The organism is Azospirillum sp. UENF 312511, from assembly GCF_058780635.1.
In genome coordinates, this window is record NZ_JBSNCG010000004.1 from 216,830 (window position 1) to 239,756 (window position 22,927).

At 74.5% G+C, this 22,927-nt stretch carries 2 protein-coding genes; both read right to left on the reverse strand.

Annotated features, from left to right (window positions below; genetic code table 11):
• Nucleotides 1-26: 26 nt before the first annotated feature.
• Complete coding sequence (locus ACWPN7_RS26620; protein WP_492273511.1) at nt 27-22,211, reverse strand: SDR family NAD(P)-dependent oxidoreductase; 22,185 nt, start codon at nt 22,209-22,211, stop codon at nt 27-29.
• Nucleotides 22,208-22,630 (reverse strand): acyl carrier protein, encoded by a 423-nt coding sequence (locus ACWPN7_RS26625; protein WP_492273512.1) that lies wholly within the window; start codon nt 22,628-22,630, stop codon nt 22,208-22,210. The genes ACWPN7_RS26620 and ACWPN7_RS26625 overlap by 4 nt, the downstream gene beginning before the upstream one ends.
• Nucleotides 22,631-22,927: the final 297 nt, after the last annotated feature.

Consider the following 22,927-nt stretch of genomic DNA (forward strand, 5'->3'; position numbering starts at 1 on the left):
CCGCCGCCCGGCGATTCCGATGCCTGTCATGCGATTGCCGGTTCGCGCCGCCCGTCCGGCGCCGTCCCCTGCCCGAGATCCTCCAGCAGGAGGAGCAGATCCTGGTCGTCCGCCGCCGCCTCGGGCATCGCCTGGGATTCCCCTGGGAACGGCGCCAGGGACGCCGCTTCAGGCCCGGCCGGCGCCGGGTGATCCGGGCTCCGTGCCGCCGCCGGCTCCGGACGGCCCGCCGGAAGGCCGGCGATGTGGTCGCACAGCAGGCGGGGCGTGGCGAAGTTGAACAGGTCGGTGGCGCGGAGCTGGATGCCGAGGCCGTCGTTCAGCGCGTTGACCAGATCGACCGAGAGGATCGAGTCCACGCCCATCTCCAGGAAAGGAAGGTCCTCGTTGAAGTCGGTCTCCTGGAATTGCAGCACGGACCGGATGCAGGCCAGCGCCCGCCGCCTCAGGTCGGGATCGGCCGCCGCGGGGGCCGCAACGGGCGCCGGCCCGGACGCCGGCCGGAACGCCGGGGCAACCGCCACGGGGGCCGGTACCGGAGCCAGGACCGGGGCCGGAACGTCCGCTGCCGGGGCAACCGCTGCCGTCGTCGCCGTCGTCGCGCTGGGCACCGTGACGAACCCGTCGCTTTCGGCCACCAGCACCATGCCGTAGGGCTGGCCGTCCGCCGCGATGTCGGTGCCGAAGGGCCGGGTGGCGCCGAACCCCTCCTCGTGCAGGATGCGCCGCCATTCCGCGAGGCCCAGCAGGGGCGACAGCTCCAGCCGTTCCTGCTCGTCCTCGTACAGCCACCAGCCGTCCAGCAGGCCGAAGGTCAGCAGCATGACGTCCTGGTTGCGGACCATCTCGTACAGCACCAGCCAGCCGCGGGTGGACAGCAGCGACTTGGCCTGCCGCAGCGTCCTGCGGATGTCGCGGGTCGCGTGCAGAACGTTGGCCGCCAGCACGATGTCGTAGCCGCCGACCGCCAGCCCCTGCCCGGCCACCGGCTTCTCGATGTCGAGCAGGCTGTACTCCACGAACGGGTAGTCGGCGCCGAACTCCTTGCGCCCGAACAGCAGGAACGCCTTGGACAGGTCGGTGTAGGTGTAGACGACCCGGTCCGCCCAGGGCTTCAACCCGGCCAGCACGTGGGCGGAGGTGCTGCCGGTGCCGGCCCCCACCTCCAGGATGCGGATCGTCTCGCCGGGAGCGAGGCGCGGCAGCAGCGCCCGCACCTGCGACGCGACCACCTCGCGGGTGAGGCTGTTGAAGTAGTCGGACACCGCGTTGCCGCGGTAGACGCCCTGCATCAGCGAGGGGCCGGAACTGGGGAACATGATCTCCGCGGCCTGGACCCGTCCGCACAGGATGTCCGCCAGGTTCCGCCCGCAGATCAGGGCCAGCCGCGCCTGCGATTCGTAGTCCGGGAAACGCTCGGCCAGCCGGTCGTCCGGCGCGTGCAACCGGGCCAGTGCCTCCACCGTCGCCGGCTCGCCCACGGTCGCGGCGGCGGTCGCCCGCCCGCCGGCGACCGTGACGAAGCCGCAGCGGCGCAGCATCCCGAGCAGCCCGTCCAGCAGGCGCCCGAACTTCGGCAGGACGCCCAGCCGGGCGCCCAGCCCGGCCAGTTCATGGCTGTCGCCCGGCCGGGTGAACAAGCCCATCGTCCGGAAGACGTCCAGGACCAGCAGGCGGGTCAGCTCCTCCAGCGCGTCGGACTGCCGCTGGGTGCGCCGGACGACCTCCGGAGCGACCCCGCCGCCGCCCGCCGCCGCCGCCTCCGCGATGCAGGAGGGACGCGTCTCGGGCAGCGGAACCACCCGGCGCCCGGTGTCGATGCCCAGCGTGCGCATGCCGGCATCGTCGAGCTGCACGCACATCACCTGCTCCGCCCGGTGCGCGGCGATGCGCTCGATGGTGGCGACGCCGTCCTCCGGCGTCATGAAGGCGATGCCCTGGCGCGCCATGCGGCGCCGGCTGTCCTCCGCCACGTCGTTGACGTCCCAGAAGCCCCAGTTGACGATGCGCACCGGCACGCCTGCGCGCTGGCGCAGGGCGTGCGCGTAGGCGTCCTTGAAGGTGCAGCCGGCGGCGTAGTGGGCGCGCCCCTCCAGACCGGCGAAGGACTGCCCGGACGAGAAGATCATCAGCAGGCCCGGCGGGTCGTCGCGCAGCGCCTCCCACAGGGCGACCGCGACCGCGGCCTTGGAGTCCAGCACCGCGCGGAACGACCGCTCGTCCATGGCCGCCACAGGCTCGCGCGACACCACCAGCGCGGAGTGGACGGCGCCGTCGATGCGCCCGAAGCGCTCCCTGGTGCGGGCGACCGAGCGGGCCATCGCCGCGGGATCGGTGGCGTCGGCGCGGATGTACAGCAGCTGCCCTCCGGCGGCCTCCATGTCGGCGAAGGCGCGGCGCCGGGCGTCGTCCGGCTCGCTCCGCCCGACGACCGCGACGCGGGCGCGGTAGCGGGTGCAGAGATGGCGCACGAAGGGCAACCCGATGCCGCCGGCCCCGCCGACCACCAGATAGACCCCGCCCTCCACGAAGCCCGAGGTCTCCGTCGCGTCCAGCCGCGCGGCGCGCAGCGTCCGGCGGTAGCGCCGGCCCGCCCGGAATGCGATGTCCTCGCCCAGCACGATGCGGGGCTCGGCCGGCAGGGGCGCCAGCCGGTCGGCCCAGGTCCCGTCAGCCCCGACGTCGATGCAGCTCACCGACAGGCCGGGATGCTCCTTGGCGAGGCACTTGGCGAAACCGTGCAACCCGGCGAAATGAGGCGCGATGCGGTCGTCGGGCAGAACCCGGTGCACGCCGTTGGTGGCGATCCGCAACTCGGCGAGCGCCGGGCCGCCGCCCGCCAGGGCACCCTTGGCGATCAACGCCTTGATCAGGTGGAACAGCGACGCCACGCCGGTCTCCGTCGCCCGTTCCAGGGCCGGCGGTTCGAGACCGGGGGTTCCCGACACCAGACCGGCGAGGAAGCAGACGCGCCGCGGCAGCGCCCCTTCGTCGGCGGCGATCCGCCCGATCACCTCGCTCCAGGCGGCGGCATCGGCGGCTCCCAGCCCATAGGTCCGGGCGTCGCGGCGCCCGGTCCGCCCGCCGGGGAACGCCGCCACCAGCACGTCGCGCGGGTACCAGGAGCGCACGATATCCACCAGTTCCGGCATGTTCGCCGGGCAGACCACCAGGGTCAGGCCAGGCCCGGTGGACGGCCCGGCGGACGGCGCAAGGGCCGCGGCGGGATCGGGCACCCAGGCCGGCACATGGAAGAACCCGTCGAGATCCCGCGTCCGGTGGTCCACCGGTTCGGCGGCGGCCGGAAGGGCAGGCGCGGCGGACGACGGCGACGCGCGGTCCGCAGGGACCGGCGCCGCGACGGCATCGCCGACCCAGCAGCGCTGGCGGGCGAAGGGATAGGTCGGCAGCGGCACGCGGCGCCCGATCCCCCAGGGCCAGCCGGCGCTCTCCGCCCCGGACACCCAGAACCGCGCCGCCTCGGCCGGCGGGCTGTCCGCCGGAATCCGGCCCGTCCCCGGCGCCGCGCGGCCGCGGAAAATCGTCTCCGGACGGTGCTCCCCGCGCACCGCCGCGCGGAGCGCGTCGATCAGGGCGCCGGTGTCGCCGGCCAGCACCGCCAGCCGTTCCGCGAACAGGGCACGCCCGGTCGCGCAGGTGAAGGCGATGTCGCCGATGGCGGGAAGCGCGCCCTCGCGCCGCCGCCGTTCCAGGGCGTCGGCGAGTTGCTCCGCCGCGGCCTCCAGCTGCTCGGGGCTGCGGGCCGACAGCAGCACCACCTGCGGCACAATCTGCGGCGCGGGGCCGGGGCCGGTCGAGCCGGCGGCCGGCCGGGGATCGACGAACTCCTCAATCACCGCATGGGCGTTGGTGCCGCTGAAGCCGAAGGAGCTGACCGCGGCCAGCCGCGGCCGGTCCGGCGGGCTGTCCCAGGGGCGCAGCCGGGTGTTCACGAAGAAGGGGCTTCCAGCGAAATCGATGTGCCGGTTGCCGGTCCCGAAATGCAGGGAGGGCGGGATCTGACGGTGTTTCAGCGCCAGCAGCGTCTTGATCACCCCGACCACCCCGGCCGCCGCCGAACTGTGGCCGAGGTTGGTCTTCACCGACCCGATGGCACAGTAGCCGCGCCGCGCGGTGAAGGCGCGGAAGGCTTCGCCGAGCCCCGCGATCTCCACCGGATCGCCGAGCGGCGTCCCGGTGCCGTGGGTTTCGACGTAGGAGATCGCATCCGGATCGATCCCCTCGCGGCGGTACAGCTCCAGCATCAGCGCGGCCTGGGATTCGGCGCTGGGCGCGGTGATGCCGTTGGTCCGGCCGTCCTGGTTGACGGCGGTGCCGCGGATGACGCCGTGGATGTGGTCGCCGTCGGCCAGCGCGCGGTCCAGGCGCTTGAGCACCAGGACGCCCACCGCCTCGCCCGGCACGATGCCGTCGGCGTCGGCGTCGAAGCTGCGGCAGCGGCCCGTCGGCGACAGCATGCCGGCGTGGCTCATCATCAGGTAAGGGGCTTCGGTCAGGTAGAGCGTGATGCCGCCCGCCAGCATCAGGTCGGCATCGCCGTCCAGCAGGCTGCGGCAGGCCAGGTGAAGCGCCACCAGCGACGACGAGCAGGAGGTGTCGATGGTGAGCGCCGCCCCCTTCAGGTTCAGGAAATAGGCGATCCGGCTGGCGAGGATCGACCCGGCGTTGCCCAGCATGACGCGGGCGTCGAAGCGCTGGCCGGCCCGGCTGCGCAGGATGTCCTGGTAGCCGCTGGCGAGCGCCCCGACGGTCACGCCGCAGCGCTGCCCGTCCAGCGCCTTCCCGGCGTAGCCGGCGTCCTCCAGCGCGTTCCAGCAGCTTTCCAGGAACAGGCGGTGCTGCGGGTCCATGACCGCCGCCTCGACCGGCGCGATGCGGAAGAAGGCCGGATCGAACCGGTCGACGCCCCGCAGGAAGCCGCCCCATTTGCAATAGCTGCGGTCCGGCTGTCCGGGTTCGGGGTCGTAGAACCCGTCGAGGCTCCAGCGGTCCGGCGGGATCTCCGAAACCGCGTCGACCCCGTCGCGCAGGTTTTCCCAGAAGCTCTCGACGTCGTCGGCGCCCGGGAAGCGGCCGGCCATGCCGATCACCGCGATGGCGGACGAACGCTGGCCGTCCGTCGGGGCCGCGACCGCTGGAACCGGGGTTGCCGGAACCGGGGCCGCCAGAACCGGTGTCACCGGAGCAGCGGGAGCCGGCGCGGCGGGCGGCTCCGCCGCCACGGCAGGCCCGGGCACCGCCTCGGGGTGCTGGACGGCGATGAAACGGGCGAGGTCGCTGAGGCTGGAATGGTCGTAGAGCGACCGGACCCCCAGCTCCAGCCCGAACCGCCGGTTCACGGCGTCGAGGATGCGCAGGCCCTGCAGCGAGTCCACGCCGAAGTCGGCGAAGCGCGCGTCGGGGTCGATCTCGTCGGGCCGCATTTCCAGCAGGCCGCAGGCGATGCCGGTGAGGGCGGCCAGGACGGCCTGCGGCGACGCTTCGGGATCGACCGGGGGGGTGGCGGCGCCGGCAGAGGCCGCGGGGGCCGCGGGGGCCGGAACAGGCACGTCTTCGTAGGGCACGCTGCCTTCCATGGCGTTCAGGTTGTCCGTCGCGAGGTCCCCGGCCGCGCGTCCGGACGGTGCCCGGACGGCGGTCAGCAACAGGTATCGGAAGAGGCCGAGGCGCAGCGCCCGGCCGAAATTGTGCCAGCCGCGGTGGATCGCCTCCCCCTCGCGCAGGGCGGGGAAGGCGGCGTGCAGACGGGCGAGGTTGGCCTCGAAGTCGGGGTCGTCGAGGAAGTTGGCGATCTGCGCGCTGACGTCCACCGCCCGCGACAGCCGCAGCCCCTGCTCCGCCAGCAGCCCGGCGAACTGGCGCTGGGTGCTGGTGAACTGGCCGATGCCGGGCAGGTCGACCGGGGCCACCGTGTTGGCGACCACGTCGGCGACGACGAATTGGCCACCGTCCGCCAGATGGCCCGCGACGTTGGCGAACACCGCCGCCTTGTCCCGGATGTGGGTCAGCACCTCGACCGCGATCACCAGATCATAGGTGCCGGGGAACGGGTCGCGGGTGCTGTCGGCGTGATGGATGCGGACGCGACCGTCCACACCGTTCGCCTGCACCCGGCGCCGGCACAGCACCACCTGCTCGGGCGTGATGTTGAACCCGTCCCCGACAACGTGGGGATGGCGGCGCGCCAGACGGATCAGGTCGGAGCCGAGGCCGCAGCCGATGTCGAGGACACGCCGGACCGACGCGAAGGGAACGCCGTCGAACAGGACCGCGCGCATCTCCTCCTGGCGGCGCTGGGCCATCGCCTTGTACGCCGCGTTCCGTTCCGGCTCGGCGAAGGTCAGCAGCCAGGAGAAGCCCGGCTCCGGCCTCGGCAGCGGCACCATGGTCAGGAACTCGTCGGCCCCGCCGTCGCCGGGCGCGAAGGTATCGACCAGCCGCCCGTAATAGCCCGACACCACGCCGCCGGACTCCGCCGTTGTTGCCGCCGTTCCTGCCGCCGCGGCGGGCTTCGCTTCCGTCATCACGTTGCTCTCCACATTCCTCTCGGCGGTTCCCTCGGCAGCTCCCTCGGCGCCCCCCTCTCCATCGGTGATCCAGCAGCGCCGCGGCTCGAAGGGATAGGCCGGCAGGACGATCCGCCGTCCGGTTCCGCGCAGGGCCGGGGACTCCCAGTCGACGGCGCCCCCCGCCACCCAATGGGCGGCGACCGCCTGCGCGTCGGCGCCGTGCCCGCCGGCGACGGACCGCGCCCGCCCCCGGACCCAGCGGCCCGCGGGCTCCTCCCCGGCCAGCGCCGCGTCGAGGACCCGCAGCAGCGCCGGGACGTCCGGAACGACGCAGGCGAAGCGCCAGGAGAACGCCTCCCGCCCCACCCGCAGGGTGTGGGCGAGGTCGGACAGCGCCATGCCGTCCGGCGGCGCGGCGGCGACGGAGCGGAGCTGGGACAGCCGCCGGGCGAGCGCCGCCTCGGTCTTCGCCGAAACCACCACCAGCTCCGGACCCGCGTCACCACCGGACGCCCGCCGGTCGGCGGGATCGGCCTCCTCGACGATGACGTGGGCTTCCATGCCGCCGGAGCCGAAGCTGTTGATACCGGCCCGCCGCCGCTCGCCATCGCGGACGGTCCAGGGCGTCAGGCGCCCGGGCAGGAAGAAGGGGGAGGCGGCAAGGTCGATGGACGGGTCGATGCGCTCCGCCGCCATCACCGGAACGAAGCGGCCATGCCGCATCTCCAGCAGCAGCTTGGTGAGCTGCACCATGCCGGAGGCGGCCTCGGCGTGCCCGGTGTTGGGCTTCACCGAACTGACCGCGTGACGGCCGGAGGACCCGGCGAACACCGTCCGGATGGCCTCCCATTCCGCCTGGTCCGGCAGCGACGCCCCGCCGGCCTGCACCTCGACGCAGCCGATGTCGGCGGCCTGGAGCCCGGCCTGGGCCAGCGCCCGGCCGATCAGCGCCGCGTGCGCCGCCGGGGACGGCAGCAGGGCGCCGCTGCCCTTCCCCTTGTGGGCGGCGGCCGATCCGACGATGACGCCGTGGATGATGTCGCCGTCGGCGCGGGCCGCCTCCAGCGGCTTGAGGACCACCGCCCCGACCGCCTCGCCCGGAACGAACCCGTCGCCCCCCTCCGCGTAGAGGCCGCGGCCGCCCTGCGTCGCCAGCAGCCGCCCGCGGCACAGGTTGCGGTACTTGGACGGGTGCAGGTAGAGGTTCACGCCGCCCACCACCGCGACCTCGCAGTCGCCGCTGCGCAGGCTCTGGCAGGCGGTGTGCAGCGCCACCAGGGACGAGGAGCAGGCGGTGTCCAGCGTGACGCTGGGGCCGGCGAAATCGAAGATCTGCGAGACGCGGTTCGCCAGACGGAAATGCGCGCCGTCGAGCGAGGGGTCGCTGCCGCCCAGCAGCGGATAGGTGTTGGTGGTCATCCCCATGAAGACGCCGACCGGACGGCCGCGCAGCCGGCCCGGACGGATGCCGCCGTTCTCGAAGGCCCGCCACACCGTCTCCAGCATCAGCCGCTCTTCCGGGCTGGTCCATTTCGCTTCCAGCGCGGTGATGCCGAAGAACACGGTGTCGAACCGGTCCACCCCATCGAGGAACCCGCCGGTGGCGCAATACACGTCGTCGGGCACGGTCCAGCGGTCCGGAGGAACCGGACCGGTGACGGTGCGGCCCTCGGCCAGGACGTCCCACAGCTCGTCGGGGGTGGCCGCGCCGGGGAAACGCCCGTCCAGGCCGACGATGGCGATGGGACCGGTGGCGATGGGACCGCCCACGGCCGCCGGTCGCGCCTGGGCCTGGGCCGGGACCGCGGCGGGCGGTCCGTCCGGCTCCACGCCGGCACTCCCCAGCAGGGCCGCCGCGTGCCGCTCACCCAGATGGCGGGCGACCTCGCGCAGGGTCGGGTGTTGCAGGAACAGCGTCTTGGACAGGGGACCCAGCCGGTCCTCCAGCTCCGCCGTGAGGTGGCTGATCACGATGGAATCGAAACCGTAATCGCCAAACGGGGTGTCGGGATCGAGGGCGTCCGGTTCGACGCGCGCGACCCGGACCATCAGGTCCGACAGCAGCGCCAGAGCGGCGGCCTCGGCGTCGCCCCGAGGGACCGGTGCGGCGGGCGGTGCGGCGGGCGCCGCGCCCTCCTCGAACAGGGCGCGGCAGCGGTCGGGATCACCACGCAGCACCACGACGCGGCTGCGCCCTGAGCGAAGCGCGCCCTCCAGCGCGGCCAGACCGTCCGCCGTCTCCAGCGGATCGAGCCCCAGACGGTTCAGGGCGCGCGTCTGCAGGGCCTCGTCGACCCGCATCCCGCCCTCCCGCCAGAGCGGCCAATTGACCGACAGGGAAAGCCCGCGCCGTCGTCCGCCGTGGCGCAGGGCCTCCCGCGCCTCCATGGCGTGGTCCATGAAGCCGTTGGCGAAGGCGTAGTCGCATTGCCCGGCGTTGCCAAACACCGCGGCGACCGAGGAGAAGGTGACGAAGGCGTCCAGATCGTCGTCCCGCGTCGCGGCGTCGAGAAGGAGGGTGCCGTTCAGCTTCGGACCGAACACGGCGTCGATGTCCGCCGCCGCCTTGCCGAGCACCAGACCGTCGCGCGTCAGGCCGGCGCTGTGGATCACCGCGTTGAGACCGCCGAACCGCGCGCGGGCCTCGGCGACGGCGCGGGCGACGTCGGCGGGGTCTCCCATGTCGCCGCGAACGTAGACCACCTCGGCTCCGGCCTCGCGCCAGCGCTGGAACGCGGCTTGCGCGTCGGCGTCCGGCTCCGAACGCCCGGTCAGCACCAGCCGCGCAGCAAGCCGGCGGGCCAGCATTCCGGCAACGATGCGCCCCAGCCCCCGCGCGCCGCCGGTCACCAGACAAACCGCACCACGGCGGATCGGAAGGGAGTCGCTGCCGGCCGCCGCGAAGGGCCGGTAACCGGCCACGTGGCGCCTGCTGCCGTCGAGGCGCACCGTGCTCCCCCAGCCGCCGCTGCCGAATTCCCGCACCAGCGACTCCACCGGCGCCCCGGCATCGGCGCCCGCATCCGCGCCCAGGACCACCACCTTGCCGCGGAAGCGGGGTTCCTCCCGCTGGACGGTGCGCAGGAAGGCCACCATGGCGGCATGGGCGGGACGGGATGCGGCCCCGGTCGCCTCGCGGTAGAGATAGACGAATTCGATGGCCCCGCCGGAAGGCTGCCGCAGCAACGCCTGAACCAGGGACAGCACCGCCCGGAAGCCGTGTCGGAGGTCGCCTTCCAAATCCGCCGCCGTCTCCGGCGACGGGGCGTCGGGCACCGCGAACAGGATGCGCCTGGGCAGCGCCCCGGCCGGATCCAGCGCCGCGGGGTGCTCGACCCGGGTCACCGCCTCTGGACCGCCCGGCCAGACGCGCGCGACGTCCGCGAAGGCGCCGGTTCCGTCGATCAGCAGCAGGCCGCCATCCGGGGCCGCCGCGTCGCCAGCCGGCTCCGCCCGCCACACCGGCTCGAACGTGACGGTCGCCGGGGTGGGCGCCGGGGCAGGCGCAGGGGCGGCGGCCGCCGTTCCGGCCGGACCCGCGGCATCGGCGTCGAGCGCCGGACCAATCCAGTAGCGCCGCCGCTGGAACGGCGTTCCCGGCAACGGCACGCGCCGCAACCCGGCCGTGTCGGCGGCGGGCAAGGCCCCGCCGGCCACCCAGGCGGCGGCCAGCTCGTCCGGCGACGGTCCCGTCGCGGGAACGGCATCGCGGCCCCGCCGTCCGGCATGGACGCCCGGCACCGGCCCGGCGCCGTCGAGCCAGCCGCGCAGCCGTTCGGCGAGCGTTTCGAAACCGTCGGCGACAATGGCCAACCGCTCCGGCAGGCTGTCCCGCCCGACCCGGAGCGTATGAGCCACGTCGGCCAGCGTGCCCGGCGGCCGGTCCGTTACCGTGTCCAGCAACGCCCGGGCGGCGGCGCGCAGCCGGTCGGGGGAGCGCGCCGACAGCAGGATCAGCTCGCTTCCGCCGCCCTCGCCCGCCGCATTCCGCCGGGGCCGCGGATCGACATGCTCCTCCACCAGGACATGGGCGTTGCTGCCTCCGGCGCCGAAGGAGCTGAGCCCCGCCCGGCGCGGGCGCGGCCCGCCGGGTCCCTGCGGGGGCGCCCACGGGGCCAGCGACCGCTGCACCCGGAAACGCCCGTCCGTCCAGTCCACGTTGGGGTTGAGCCGCCCGGCGTGGAGCGACGGCACCAGCGTGCGGTGACGGAGCTGCAGGATCAGTTTCGTGAGCCCGGCGATCCCCGCCGCGGATTCCAGATGGCCGATGTTGCTCTTCAGCGACCCCACCGACCAGCCGGCGGGCGGCGCCTCCGCTCCGGCGAAGGCCATGCGCAGCCCGGCGATCTCGATGGGATCGCCGAGCGCGGTGCCGGTGCCGTGGGCCTCGACGACATCCAGCGTGTCGGGCGACCAGCCGGCCTCGTCGAGCGCCGCCCGGATCACCTCGGCCTGGGCGCGCGGGGTCGGCACGGTGTAGCCGGTGGTCCGGCCGCCGTGGTTGATGGTGCAGGCCTTGATCACGGCGTGCACGGTGTCGCCGTCGGCGACGGCGCGGGCGAGCGGCTTCAGCAGCACGGCCCCGACGCCCTCGCCCGGAACATAGCCGTCGCCGCCCTCGCCGAAACTGCGGCACCGCCCGTCGGACGAGGCGAACTGCCCCTGGCTCAGCAGCAGGAACTTGTGCGGGTGCGGGCTCAGGTTGACGCCGCCGACCAGGGCCATCTCGGTCTCGCCCCGGCGCAGCGCGCCGACCGCGAGGTGGAGCGCCGTCAGCGAGGAGGAGCACATGGTGTCCACCGCGAGGCTCGGACCGCGGACGTCGAGCAGGTAGGACACGCGGTTGGCGATGGAGGCGTAGGACGAGCCGGGCGTGCTGCCGTCCGGGCCGGGACGCCCGCCGGTCATCAACTGGTACTGCCCGTACATGACCCCGACATAGACGCCGATGCGGCGCCCCGCGAGGCTGCCGGGTGCGTAGCCGGCGTTCTCCACCGCGTGCCACGCGGTTTCCATGAACAGCCGTTCCTGCGGGTCGAGCACCTCGGCCTCGCGGGCGCCGATGTTGAAGAACTCCGCGTCGAACCGGTCGATCCCGTCGAGGAAGCCGCCCCAGCGGGCATAGCTTTTGCCCAGTTCGTGCCGGCCGGACGTGGACAAAGGCGCGTGGTTCCAGCGGTCGGCCGGGATCTCGACGATCGAATCCACGCCGTCGCGCAGGTTGGCCCAGAAGCGGTCGAGGTCGGGGGCCTGCGGGTAACGCCCGCTGATTCCGATGATGGCGATGTCGGTCGTTGCGGCGGCCCCGCCGACTCCGGTCCCGGCGGAAGTGGCGGCGGGGGCCGCAACCTCCGCCGGGACCGGATCGGGGAGCGGCGGAGCCGCCGCTTCGTCCAGCGCGCCGGCGCAATGCTCGGCCAGCCACGCCGAAATCTGCGCGACCGTCTGGTGCTCGAAGAACAGGGTCTTCGGCAGCGGACCGAGGCTCCGCTCCAGCGTGCGCGTCACGTTCATGATCATCACGGAATCGAGCCCCAGCCGATCCAGCGGCTCGTTCCGCTCGACGGGCAGGTCCAGCTCGGCGGACAGCCGCTCGGTCAGCAGCGCCTCGGCCAGCGCCGCCCGCCGCGCCGCGCCGGTCGGATCGGGTTGGACCATCTCGGAGCGGGCGAACTCGGAGCGGGCGGGGTCGCGGGCCATCGCGGCGGCCATCGCGGCGGCGGCGGCGGCGACGGGCCGCGGCGGCGGGACGGATCCGGCCCCAGCCGGTTCCTCCTCGCGCTGCCTCCAGGCGGCGCGGATGCGCCCGGCATCCCCGGCGGCGACGACCAGTTGCGGATGCCCGTCCGCCAGACCCCGGGCGAAGGCGGCCATGGCGGCCTCCCCGCCGATGGGCCGCAGGCCGATGGTCCGGGCCAGGCGGTCCCGCAGGGCCGCGCTGGGGGCCATGCCCCCCTCCTCCCATTCCGGCCAGCCGAAGGACACGCTGACTCCGGACCGCTCGCCGCGGCGGCGGCTCAGGTCGCGCGCCGCGGCGAAATGGTCGAGAGCGCTGTTGGCGTAGGCATAGTCGCTCTGCCCCGCGTTCCCGGCCACCACCACGAAGGAACCGAACAGGGCGAAGACATCGAGCGCGTCGCCGCGCGTCGCCGCGTCCAGATTGACGGCTCCCAGCAGTTTCGGGGCCAGGACCTCGTCGATGGCCGAGTCCGGCTTGCGCAGCAGCAGCCCGTCGCGCGTGACGCCCGCGGCGTGCACCACCCCGTCGATGCGCCCGAACTCCCGGCGCGTCCGCGTGCACAGCGCCTCCGCCTGGGCCGGGTCCGCCACATCGGCCTGATGGTAGACCACCGTTCCGGAGCCCCCGGCCAGCCCGTCGATCACGGCCCGGCGCTCCGCGTCCAGCGGCGAGCGTCCCGCCACCACCACGGTCGCGGACCAGTCCCGCGCCAGATGCCCGACCAGAATGCGGCCGGCCCCGCCGAGGCCGCCGGTCACCACATACACGCCGCCGCGCTTGAGCGGCACGCCACCCGCGCCGGGTTCCCCTTCGGACCAGCCGCGCAGCCAGCGGCCGCCGTCCCGCCGCAGCACCAGATCGCTGCCGCCACCGGCGACGGCGGCCTCGGCCAGGGCGATGCCGAGGAGATCCGGCGACGGGCCGGCCACCGCCACGGTGCGGACGCTGAAACGGTCGTCCTCGGCGGCAAGGCATTTGCCGAAGGCCGCGAAGGCCGAGGGCAGCGGCGGCAGCCCATCCTCCGCCACCGTCGGGAAGGCGAAGACGAGGCGCACGGGTCCGGCGCCTCCCCCCTGCATCAGGTCCCGGCACAGCGCGGCCAGCGGCTTCAGCACGCCGTCGATGTGGCGGCGGCACGCGCGGTGATCGGGCAGACGCTCCGGCGCGTCGTCGAGGATCAGGATGGTCCGCGGGCCGGTCCCGCCTTCGCGCAGGCCGGCGAGGGCGGCGGCGACCGCCGCGGGATCGGACAGATCAACCGCCGCCGGCAGGAGCCGCCCCGCGGCGGCGGCCGAGGGGACGAGCACCAGCAGGCCGCCCGACGGTGCGCCGGCGGCGGGAGCCGGAGCGGCCGGACGCCAGACCGGCGTGAAGAACAGGGTCGAGTCCGGAGCGGCTACGGCCTCCGCATTGGCGGCCCCCGCACCAGCGGCGGCCCGCAATTCGAAACCGTCGATCGCAGCCACCGGATGGCCATCCGCGTCGGCCAGCGTCAGGTCGAAGGACCACACCCCCGCTCCGCTCCCCGCCCGCCGCCGGACATGCACCAGCGCACGGGTCGGCAGCGGACCGCTCCAGACGAGCGATCCGATGCCGGCGGGCACCGGAAGGCCACCCGCGTCGGCGGTGATCAGCGGAACGACGCACTGCAACGCCCCGTCCAGCAGAGCCGGATGCAACTCCACCCCTTCGCCGCCCGCCGGGAAGCCCGCTGGAACGTCCGCCGAAATGTCCGCCGCGGGCGCATCCTCGGCGAGGCGCAGGCGTGCCAGAAGCTCGCCCTCCCCCAGATGCACGGATTCGACCGTCCGGTAGGACGGGCCGCAGGTCAGCCCCTGCCGGCCGAGCCGGTCGTAGAAGTCCTCCGCCGTCAGCACGGTGGGGCACGCCGCGGCGACGGCCGCCACCGCAAGCGGGGTGGAGCCGGGCGCTTCGGCGGCGTCCGGGAATTCGGCCCGCCCGTGAACGCGCCGCCGCCCCGCCGCGTCGTGCGACGCCAGCTCGGCCAGGGTGGCGGTCCCGGCCCCTGTCCGGGTCAGGGACAGCGCGACCGCGCGTCCGGCGGTCTCCAGGACGAGCGGTTCCGGCCAGACCACCGACCGGATGTGCCGCGCGCGGCGTCCGGCCAGGGCGCAGGCGGCGCGGATCATCTCCAGGCAGGCCGCGCCGGGAAGCACGGCGGTGCCGTGGATGCGATGGTCGCGCAGCAGCGGGGTGCCCGCGGCCAGCGTCGCGGCGAAGCTCAGCCCGCCGAAGCCCGACATGTTGCGATGAACCAGCGGATGCAGCGCCGCCATCCCGGCTTCCGCCGGGCGAGGGAGGCGGATCCAATGGCGCTCCCCGGCGAATTTCTGCCCCGGCAGGGACAGCGGGCGTCGCCCCCGGTTGACCGGCAGCCGGCGCCAGTCCACCGCGGCACCGTCCGCCCATGCCCGCGCCAGCACCGCCAGATCGCCGGACGCCAGCGCCGCGTCGATGCGGGCCTGCAGGCGCCGGGCGTCCTCGCCGCGTGGCGGCTCGGCGGCGCCCGCGTCGCCGGTGACGAGATCCGCCACCGGGCGCCCGGCGGCGATCTCCTCCAGCTTGCGGCACAGGCCGTCCAGGCTGTCGGCAAGGACGACCAGCCGTGAATCCAGCGCGTTGCGGCCGCATTGCAGGGTGAACGCGACGTCGGCCAGGTCGGGGACCGGCGTTTCGCGCAGGCGGGCGGCCAGGGCCGCCGCCATGGCCGGAATCCGGTCGGCGGAGGGGGCGGACAGGGGGATGAGATGCGGTCCGGCGGCTAGGGCGGGCGATGCCGCGGCCTCGGGCGGCTCCTCGACCACCAGATGGGCGTTGGCGCCCCCGGCCCCGAACGAGCTGATGCCGGCGCGGCGCGGCGCCGCGGCGCCGTCCCCCGCATCGGGCCGCCGCCAGGGTTCGAGCCGCGTCTGAAGGGCGAAGGGCGATCCGGCGAAATCGATCCTGGGATTGACCGGCTCGGCGTTCAGCGTGGGGACCAGCAGGCCGTGCCTCATCATCATCACGACCTTGATCAGGCCGGCCACCCCCGCCGCCGATTCCAGATGGCCGATGTTCGACTTGAGCGAGCCCAGCGCACAGGGCGCGGAACGGTCCCCGCCGCGGGCGAAGGCGCGCGTCAGCGCGGCAACCTCGATCGGGTCGCCCAGCACCGTTCCGGTGCCGTGGGCCTCCAGATAGCCGACCGTCGCCGGATCGACGCCGGCATGCTCCAGCGCGTCGGCCACCAGCCGGGCCTGGGCGTTGGGGCTGGGCACCGTGAAGCCGCTGGTCCGCCCCCCCGCGTTGACCGCAGACCCGAGGATCACGGCGTCGATCCGGTCGCCGTCGGCCAGCGCGCGGGACAGCGGCTTCAGCAGCACCGCCCCGACCCCCTCGCCGTCCACGAACCCGTCCGCGGCGGCGCCGAAGCTGTGGCAGCGGTCGCCGCGCGACAGCATGTTCATCGCCGACATGCGGATGTAGTGCAGCGGGTGCAGGATCAGGTTCACCCCGCCCGCCACGGCGACCGCGCATTCGCCGCGGCGCAGGCTTTCGCAGGCGAGGTGGACCGCGGTCAGCGACGAGGAGCAGGCGGTGTCCACCGCCATGCTCGGCCCCTGGAGATCGAGGGTGTAGGAGACGCGGTTGGCCACCGACCAGTGGGCCGACAGCGCGTCGGCGGCTCCCCCCGCCGCCGCCGGGCGGTGGACGAAGGCTTCCGCGCCGAGGAGGCCGTAATGCGTGTTCATGACGCCGACGAACACGCCGGCGCGGCGCTCCACCGCGTCGAGGGCGACGGATGTGCAGCCGGCGTCCTCCAGCAGCGACCAGACGGTTTCCAGGAACAGCCGCTCCTGCGGGTCCATCCGCGCCGCCTCGCGCGGGGAAATCCCGAAGAAGCGGGCGTCGAACCGGTCGGCATCGTCGAGGAACCCGCCCCACCGCGTGTAGGATTTTCCGGGCTCCGTCGCGTCGGGGTCGAAATGATCCGGCCAGCGCCAGCGCTCGGGCGGAACCTCGCGGATACTGCTGCGGCCCTGCGCCAGGTTGGTCCACAGCGCGTCCGGAGTGGCGGCGCCGGGAAAGCGTCCGGCCATGCCGATGACGGCGATGGCTTCGTCGCGGGCCGCCGCGGCCGGCGGGGAGGCGGCCGGGGAGGCGGGCGGCTCCGCCGCCGCGGACTGGGGGGCGGGGACGGACAGGGACGGCGCCAGCAGGGCGGCGAAGCGCGCCGGGTGGTCGTTCAGAAGGCGCGCGGCGAGCGCGGCGACGGTGTTCGTTTCGAACAGGAGGCTGGACGGAAGACGGCCGAAATCCTGCTCCAGACGCTTGCCGACGTCCATCACCACCAGGGAATCCACCCCGTAGCGGTCGAAGGTCTGGTCGTCGCGGATGCGTCCGGGGGCGATCTTCAGAACCGCCGCCAGATGCGCGCGGACATGGTCGCGCGCCGCGTCCTCCAGGCCGCCGGAGACGGGGGCGGGGGCGGGGGCGGAGGCGGGAGCGGGGTCCGCCCTCCTCTCCTCCGGGCGCGCCGCAGCCAGGGCGCCGGCCTCGTTCCCGGTCTCCCCGCTGCTCGGCGCCAGCACCACGCCGTCGCTCCAGCCGGCCAGCACCCGGCTTCCGGGATCGGTTGCGGCGTCTCCCGCGATGGCGGCGTCCGGCGCTCCGAGCACCGTGACTTCCGCGAACCCGGCGTGGTCGAGCTGGGACCTCCAGGCCCCCTCCGGCAGCAGCGGCGAGCCGGGAAGGCGGCAGCCGGCGTCCTCGAACAGCCACCAGCCCGTCGTCTGGCCGAAGGTGACCGTCGCGAAGTCGCGGCGCTCGACCGCCTCGTTCAGCACCAGCAGGCCGTTGCGGCGCAGCAGCCGCTTCAGCCGGCGCAGGGTGGCGGAGATGCGGCGGGTGGCGTGGACGACGTTGGTTCCCACGATCAGGTCGAAGGAATCCGCGTCGAACCCCTGCTCCTCGGGCTCCTGCTCCAGGTCGAAGGTGCGGAACTCCAGCGCCTCCCCGTAGCCGGCGAAACGCGCGCGGGCGTGGTTGAGGAAGGCCGGGGAAATGTCGGTGTAGCAGTAGCTGATCCGGTCGGTCAGGCCCGACAGGGCGGCCAGAACCGCCGCCGATGTGCCGCCCGTGCCCGCCCCGACCTCCAGAATCCGCAGCCGCCCGGCGAAGCCTGCGTCCAGATGCCCCCGGACGAAGGCGGCGATCACCGCGGCGGTGACGCCGTTCATGTGATCGGCGACGGCGTTCCCCTGATAGATCCCGGCCACCGCATCGATGGAACCGTCGGGGAACAGCACTCCCATGGGATCGGCGCGTCCGGCCAGCACCGCGGTCAGGATGCGGGCGCAGTCCCGCAGCAGCGACAGATGGACGGCGACCTCGGGATGGCGGATGGCGGCGGCGTCGCGCCGCGCGTCGAGACCGGCCAGCCGGTCCGCCAGCCCCGGCTCGTCCAGGCCGGGCGCGCCGGCATAGACGGCCTCCGCCCCCTCCCCGGCGACCGTCACGAATCCGGCACGCCGCAGCGCGTCGAGGAGTGCGTCGAACAGCCGCTCGAACCGCGGCACCACGCCCAGCCGTTCCGCCAGCGACGCGCGCGTCGCGGCGTCGCCCGGCCGCCGGAACAGGCCGGCGTCGCGCATCGCGCGCAGCAGCGTCCAGCCGGTCAGCTCCTCCACCGCCCGGATCGCCGTGGAGCAGGCGGCGGCGGCGGCGCGGGACATGGGCACCGGCGTCACCGCCAGCGCGCTCCGGGCCGGGCCGGGCGGCAGGCTGGCGGGCCGCAGCGTGGCGCGCTGCGCGGAGTCGATGCCCATGTCGCTGGTGCCGCGCGCGGACAGGCGGACGGCGGCGACCTGGGCCACGCCGAGCGCCAGCGCGCGTTCGACCGCGGCCATGCCCTCCGCCGCGGAAATCGACCCGACGCCGAGATCGGCCAGCCGGCGGCGGTAGTCTTCCCCCGCGACGATGCCGGTTTCGCCCCAGTAGCCCCAGTTGACGACGGTCACCGGGAAGGGTGCGGCGGCGGCGAAGGCGCGGGCGTGGGTGTCGGCGAACACGCTGCCGGCGGCGTAGTTGCTCTGCCCGCGCGCGCAGACGAAGGACTGGGCCGACGAGAAGAAGGCCATGAAGTCCAGCGGCTCGCCGCGCAGCGCGTCGCAGAACACCGCCGTGCCCGCGACCTTGGCGGCCATGACGGCGGTGAGGGCCGCTTCGTCCAGCCGGTCCAGCGCCCGGTCGTCGAGCACCAGGGCCGAATGGACGGCGCCGTGGATCGCGCCGAACCGCCGCCGGGTCTCGCGCACCGCGGCCGCCATGGCCGCCGGGTCGGTCACGTCGGCGGACAGGTAGACGGCGCTCCCCCCGGCCCCGGCGATGGCGTCGAGCCGCTCGCGGATCGCCCCGTCCAGCGGGCGCCGTCCGATCCAGGCCAGCCGGGCGCCATGGACGGCGGCCAGATGCCGGCTCAGCGCGAAGCCCAGCCCGCCGGCCCCGCCGACGATCAGATAGACTCCGCCCGTCCGGAACGGTCCCTTCGCGCCGGGCGCGGGCGGCAGGGCCGCCGGCACCAGCCAGCGCCGGTACCACAGCCCCTGCCGCAGGATCAGGTCGTCGCCCGAGTCCGGAGCGATGGCCAGGATGGCCGCGGCGGCCTCCGGGTCTCCGGGAACGGCGTCGAGGCAGGCGACCGTCCAGGCCGGCCGCTCCCGCGCGACCGAGAGCGCCAGCCCGCGGGCGGACGCGCCGTCGGGATGCACGGGCGGCGCCCAGCCCGGCGCGTGCGCGCCCTGCGTGATCACCGTGACGCCGAGCCGCCGGTCGTCGTAGCCCAGGCGGCCCAACGCCTTGAACAGCCGGAACAGCGACAGGACGCCCCGTTCCTGCCCGTCGGCCAAGCCGGCGGCGGAATCGGAAGCGGTCACGAACAGGATCTCGCCGATCTCCCCGGCTCCCACGAGCGCCCCCCCAAGCGCTTCTGCGGCGTCCGGCGCCACGGGCAGCGCCACGCGCAGGACCCGACGCCCGGCCAGCCGGCGCTCCAGCGCCTCGGCCAGCGCCCCGTCGAGGCCGCGGCCGTCCGCCGGGGCGACCAGCAGCACGGCCTTCCGCCGCTCGCCCGCCGCCCGCGGCTGATGCTCCGACCAGCAGGGCTGGAAGAACAGGCCGTCCAGCGGGTCGTGCCCTTCCCGCAGCGCGACTCCCTGCAGTCGCAAGCTGACCCGGCCCGCCTCGTCCAGCACGGCGACCGTGTAGCGGTCGGCGCCGGTGCGGCGGACATGGGCGAAGGCGCGGGATGGCGGCGCGCCGAGGATGTCGACGGAAGCCACCGCGAAGGGAAGCAGCGGAGGTGCGCCGGAACGGTCCGGGTCCGCGGCGAGCAGCCCGGCGATGGCCTGGAGGGCGCCGTCCAGCACGCCCAGCCGGTCGCCCCGCCCGCCAAGGTCCGGCTGCTCCAGCTCCGCGAGCGTCTCGCCCTCGCCGACCCAGAGCCGGCGCAGGGCGCGGTAATAAGGTCCGTAGGCGATCCCGGCCCGCTCGAACCGCTCGTAGAGCGCTTCACCTTCGAGCGGAGTGCCGGCCCGCCCGCGCAGGGCGTCGGGGTCTTGCGCGGACTCGTCGCCAACCGCTGGGCCAACCGCCGGGCCGGCCGTCACCCAGGCTTCCGCGTGATCGACCGTCTCCTCTCCCCGGCGGGTGAAGAGGCGCAGCCGCACGCCCGCCTCCTCTCCGGCGCGCGACAGGCCGATGAACAGGTCGTCCGGCCCGGAGAGGGTCAGCAGCCGCAGCCATGCGAGGTTCGACACCCGGAACGGGGGGTGCAGGCCGAAGGCCGCATCCATCGCGGCGACCGCAAGCTCCAGGGTCGCCACGCCGGGCAGCGCGACGCGCCCGCCCACTTGGTGGTCGCCCAGCCATGGCTCGGCGGGGTCCAGCCGCAAGCGGAACACCAGCTCCGGCCCATCGAGGCTGCGGGCATCGAGACGCAGCCCCGGCGCGCCCGCGGCGGGCGTCCAGTCCGCTTCCAGCGGGTCCGCCGGAAGCCAGTGGCGTTCCCGGGCGAAGGGATAATGCGGCAGGTCGATCAGCGGCGGGCGGTCGGACGGTGCAACCAGCGCCCGCCAGTCCACCTCCGCCCCGCCGGCCCAGCGCCGGGCCAGCTCCCAGCGCTCGCCGTCACCCCGGCCCGCCACGGCGTCCCCGGCGGCATCCCCGGCGGCCACACGCTCCAGCGCCGCCACGGCCTCCTCCAGCGAGTCCGCGACGAAGGCGACGCGGTGCTCCAGCGGCTCCCGCCCGACCTGCAGGGTCCAGGCCAGGGACGCCAGACGCAGGCCGGGATCAAGGGCGGCGGCGGCGTCGGGGTCCGCCAGATGATCGCGCAGTCGGCGCGCGTGCTGCGACAGCGCGTCCTCCGTCGCCGCCGACAGGACGACGATCCCGAGGGTGCCGGCCAGGGCCGCCGCGCCCGGCACCGCGCCCTCCCCGTCCCATCCGGGAAACTCCTCGACCACGAGGTGGGCGTTGGCCCCGCCGGCCCCGAAGGAGCTGACCGCGGCGCGGCGCCGATCCACCCCCGCGTCCCCGCCCTCCGGCGGCTGCGGAAGAGGCCAGGAGGCGAGATGGCGCTGAACGACGAAGGGCGACCGGGCGATGTCCATCTTCGGGTTCAGGGTGTCGGCGTGCAGCGTCGGCACCAGTTCGCCGTGCCGCATCTGCAGCAGCACCTTGGTGAGCCCGGCGATGCCCGCCGCCGATTCCAGATGGCCGATGTTGGACTTGACCGACCCGATGGCGCAGAAGCCGGTGTCCCCGGTGAAGCCGCGCCAGGCGCGGGTCAGCGCCGCGATCTCGATCGGGTCGCCCAGCGCGGTCCCGGTCCCGTGCGCCTCCACATAGCCGATGCTGCGCGGGTCGATCCCGGCGTCGTCCAGCGCCGCCGTGATCAGGCCGGCCTGCGCCGCCGGGTTCGGCACGGTGTAGCCGCCGGTCTTGCCCCCCGCGTTGATCGCGGTGCCGAGGATCACCCCATGGATGCGGTCGCCGTCCGCGATCGCCTGGGGCAGGGGCTTCAGCAGCACGGCCCCGACCCCTTCGCCGTCGACGAAGCCGTCGGCGTCGGCGCTGAAGGCCTTGCAGCGGTCGTCCGCCGTCAGCATGCGCAGACGGCACAGCCGGCGGTAATGGCTGGGATGCAGGATCAGGTTCACCCCGCCGGCGATGGCCGCGTCGCACTCGCCCGCCCGCAGACTCTGGCAGGCGAGATGGATGGCGGTCAGCGACGAGGAGCAGGCGGTGTCCACGGCGATGCTCGGGCCGCGGAAGTCGAAGCAGTAGGAGACGCGGTTGGCGACGGCGTGATGGTCGGAGAAGCCAGCCCCCCCGGCGCCGCGGAACTGCGCCTCCAGCCCGAGCGCGCCGTAATGGCCGTTCATCACGCCGGCGAACACGCCGACGCGCGAGTCCGCCCCGGACAGGGCCGCACGGGTGTAGCCGGCGTTCTCCAGCACCATCCACACGGTTTCCAGGAACAGGCGCTCCTGCGGGTCCATCACCTCCGCCTCGCGCGGCGACAGGCCGAACAGCAGGGGGTCGAAGCGGTCCACCCCGTCGAGGAAGCCGCCCCAGCGCGAATAGCTCCCGCCCTCGCCCAGGCGGTCGGCCGAGAAGTCGCGGCGCCAGTCCCAGCGGTCGCGCGGAATCTCGGTGACGCAGTTGTCGCCGCGCCGCAGCCTCTCCCAGAACCGTTCCAGCGTCGGCGCGCCGGGATAGCGGCCCGCGATCCCGACGATCGCCACATCGCGTCCGGCGGCGTCCGACAGCTCCTCCAGCAGGCCGGCGAGCATGTCGCGCCGGGCGTCGCCGTCACCGTTGCCGTCGCTCGGATCGTCGGGCAGGACATGGGAGGAGGATTGATCGTAGGGGCTCAACGCAGGCTCCTTCTGCCGAGCATCTGCCGCAGCAGCTGCTCCACCTTGTCGTCAGGGAGATTTTCCACCCGCGCGCGCATCGCGGACCGGCTCCGCTCGTCCGGCCGCCGCCGGGGCTGGTTCGACCGCGCCGCCTGGGCCAGGGCAACGGAAGACGGGGCGACGGAGGACGGGGCGGCCGGGGCCGGTGGAATGGAGGTCGGCGAAATGGGAGCCGGCGAAGCGGAGACCGCGACCGGCAGCGGCTCCACCGGTGCGGGGGCGGGAGCCGCCGCCGGGGACAGCAGGCGGGCCAGCGTCTCGCCATGGGTCGCCAGCAGATGGTCGGCCAGCTTCGCCGCGGTCGGATGCTCGAACAGCAGCGTCGCCGGCACCGGCCCCAGATCCTGCTCGAACCGGCCGTTGATGGTCAGCGCCACCAGCGAGTTCGACGCCGTGGACCTCGAAGGTCTGGTTGGTGCGGATCTGCGCGGGATCGATCTTCAGGACCTCGCCGAGGACGCCGCGCACATAGTCGGTCACCCGGCCAGGAAGCCCCGCGCCGTCCGTCTCGCCCCCCGTTCCGGGGACCGCTGCGTCGGCCGCCCGCGTCACCACCGCCGTCGCGGGCGGCGGCACGGCCCCCGCCGGCTGCGACGCGGCGTCCCGCGAGGCGAGCAGGACGATCTGCGTGCCGCGACCCGGCTTGCCGTCGGGCAGGTCGAAGCAGCGGACGC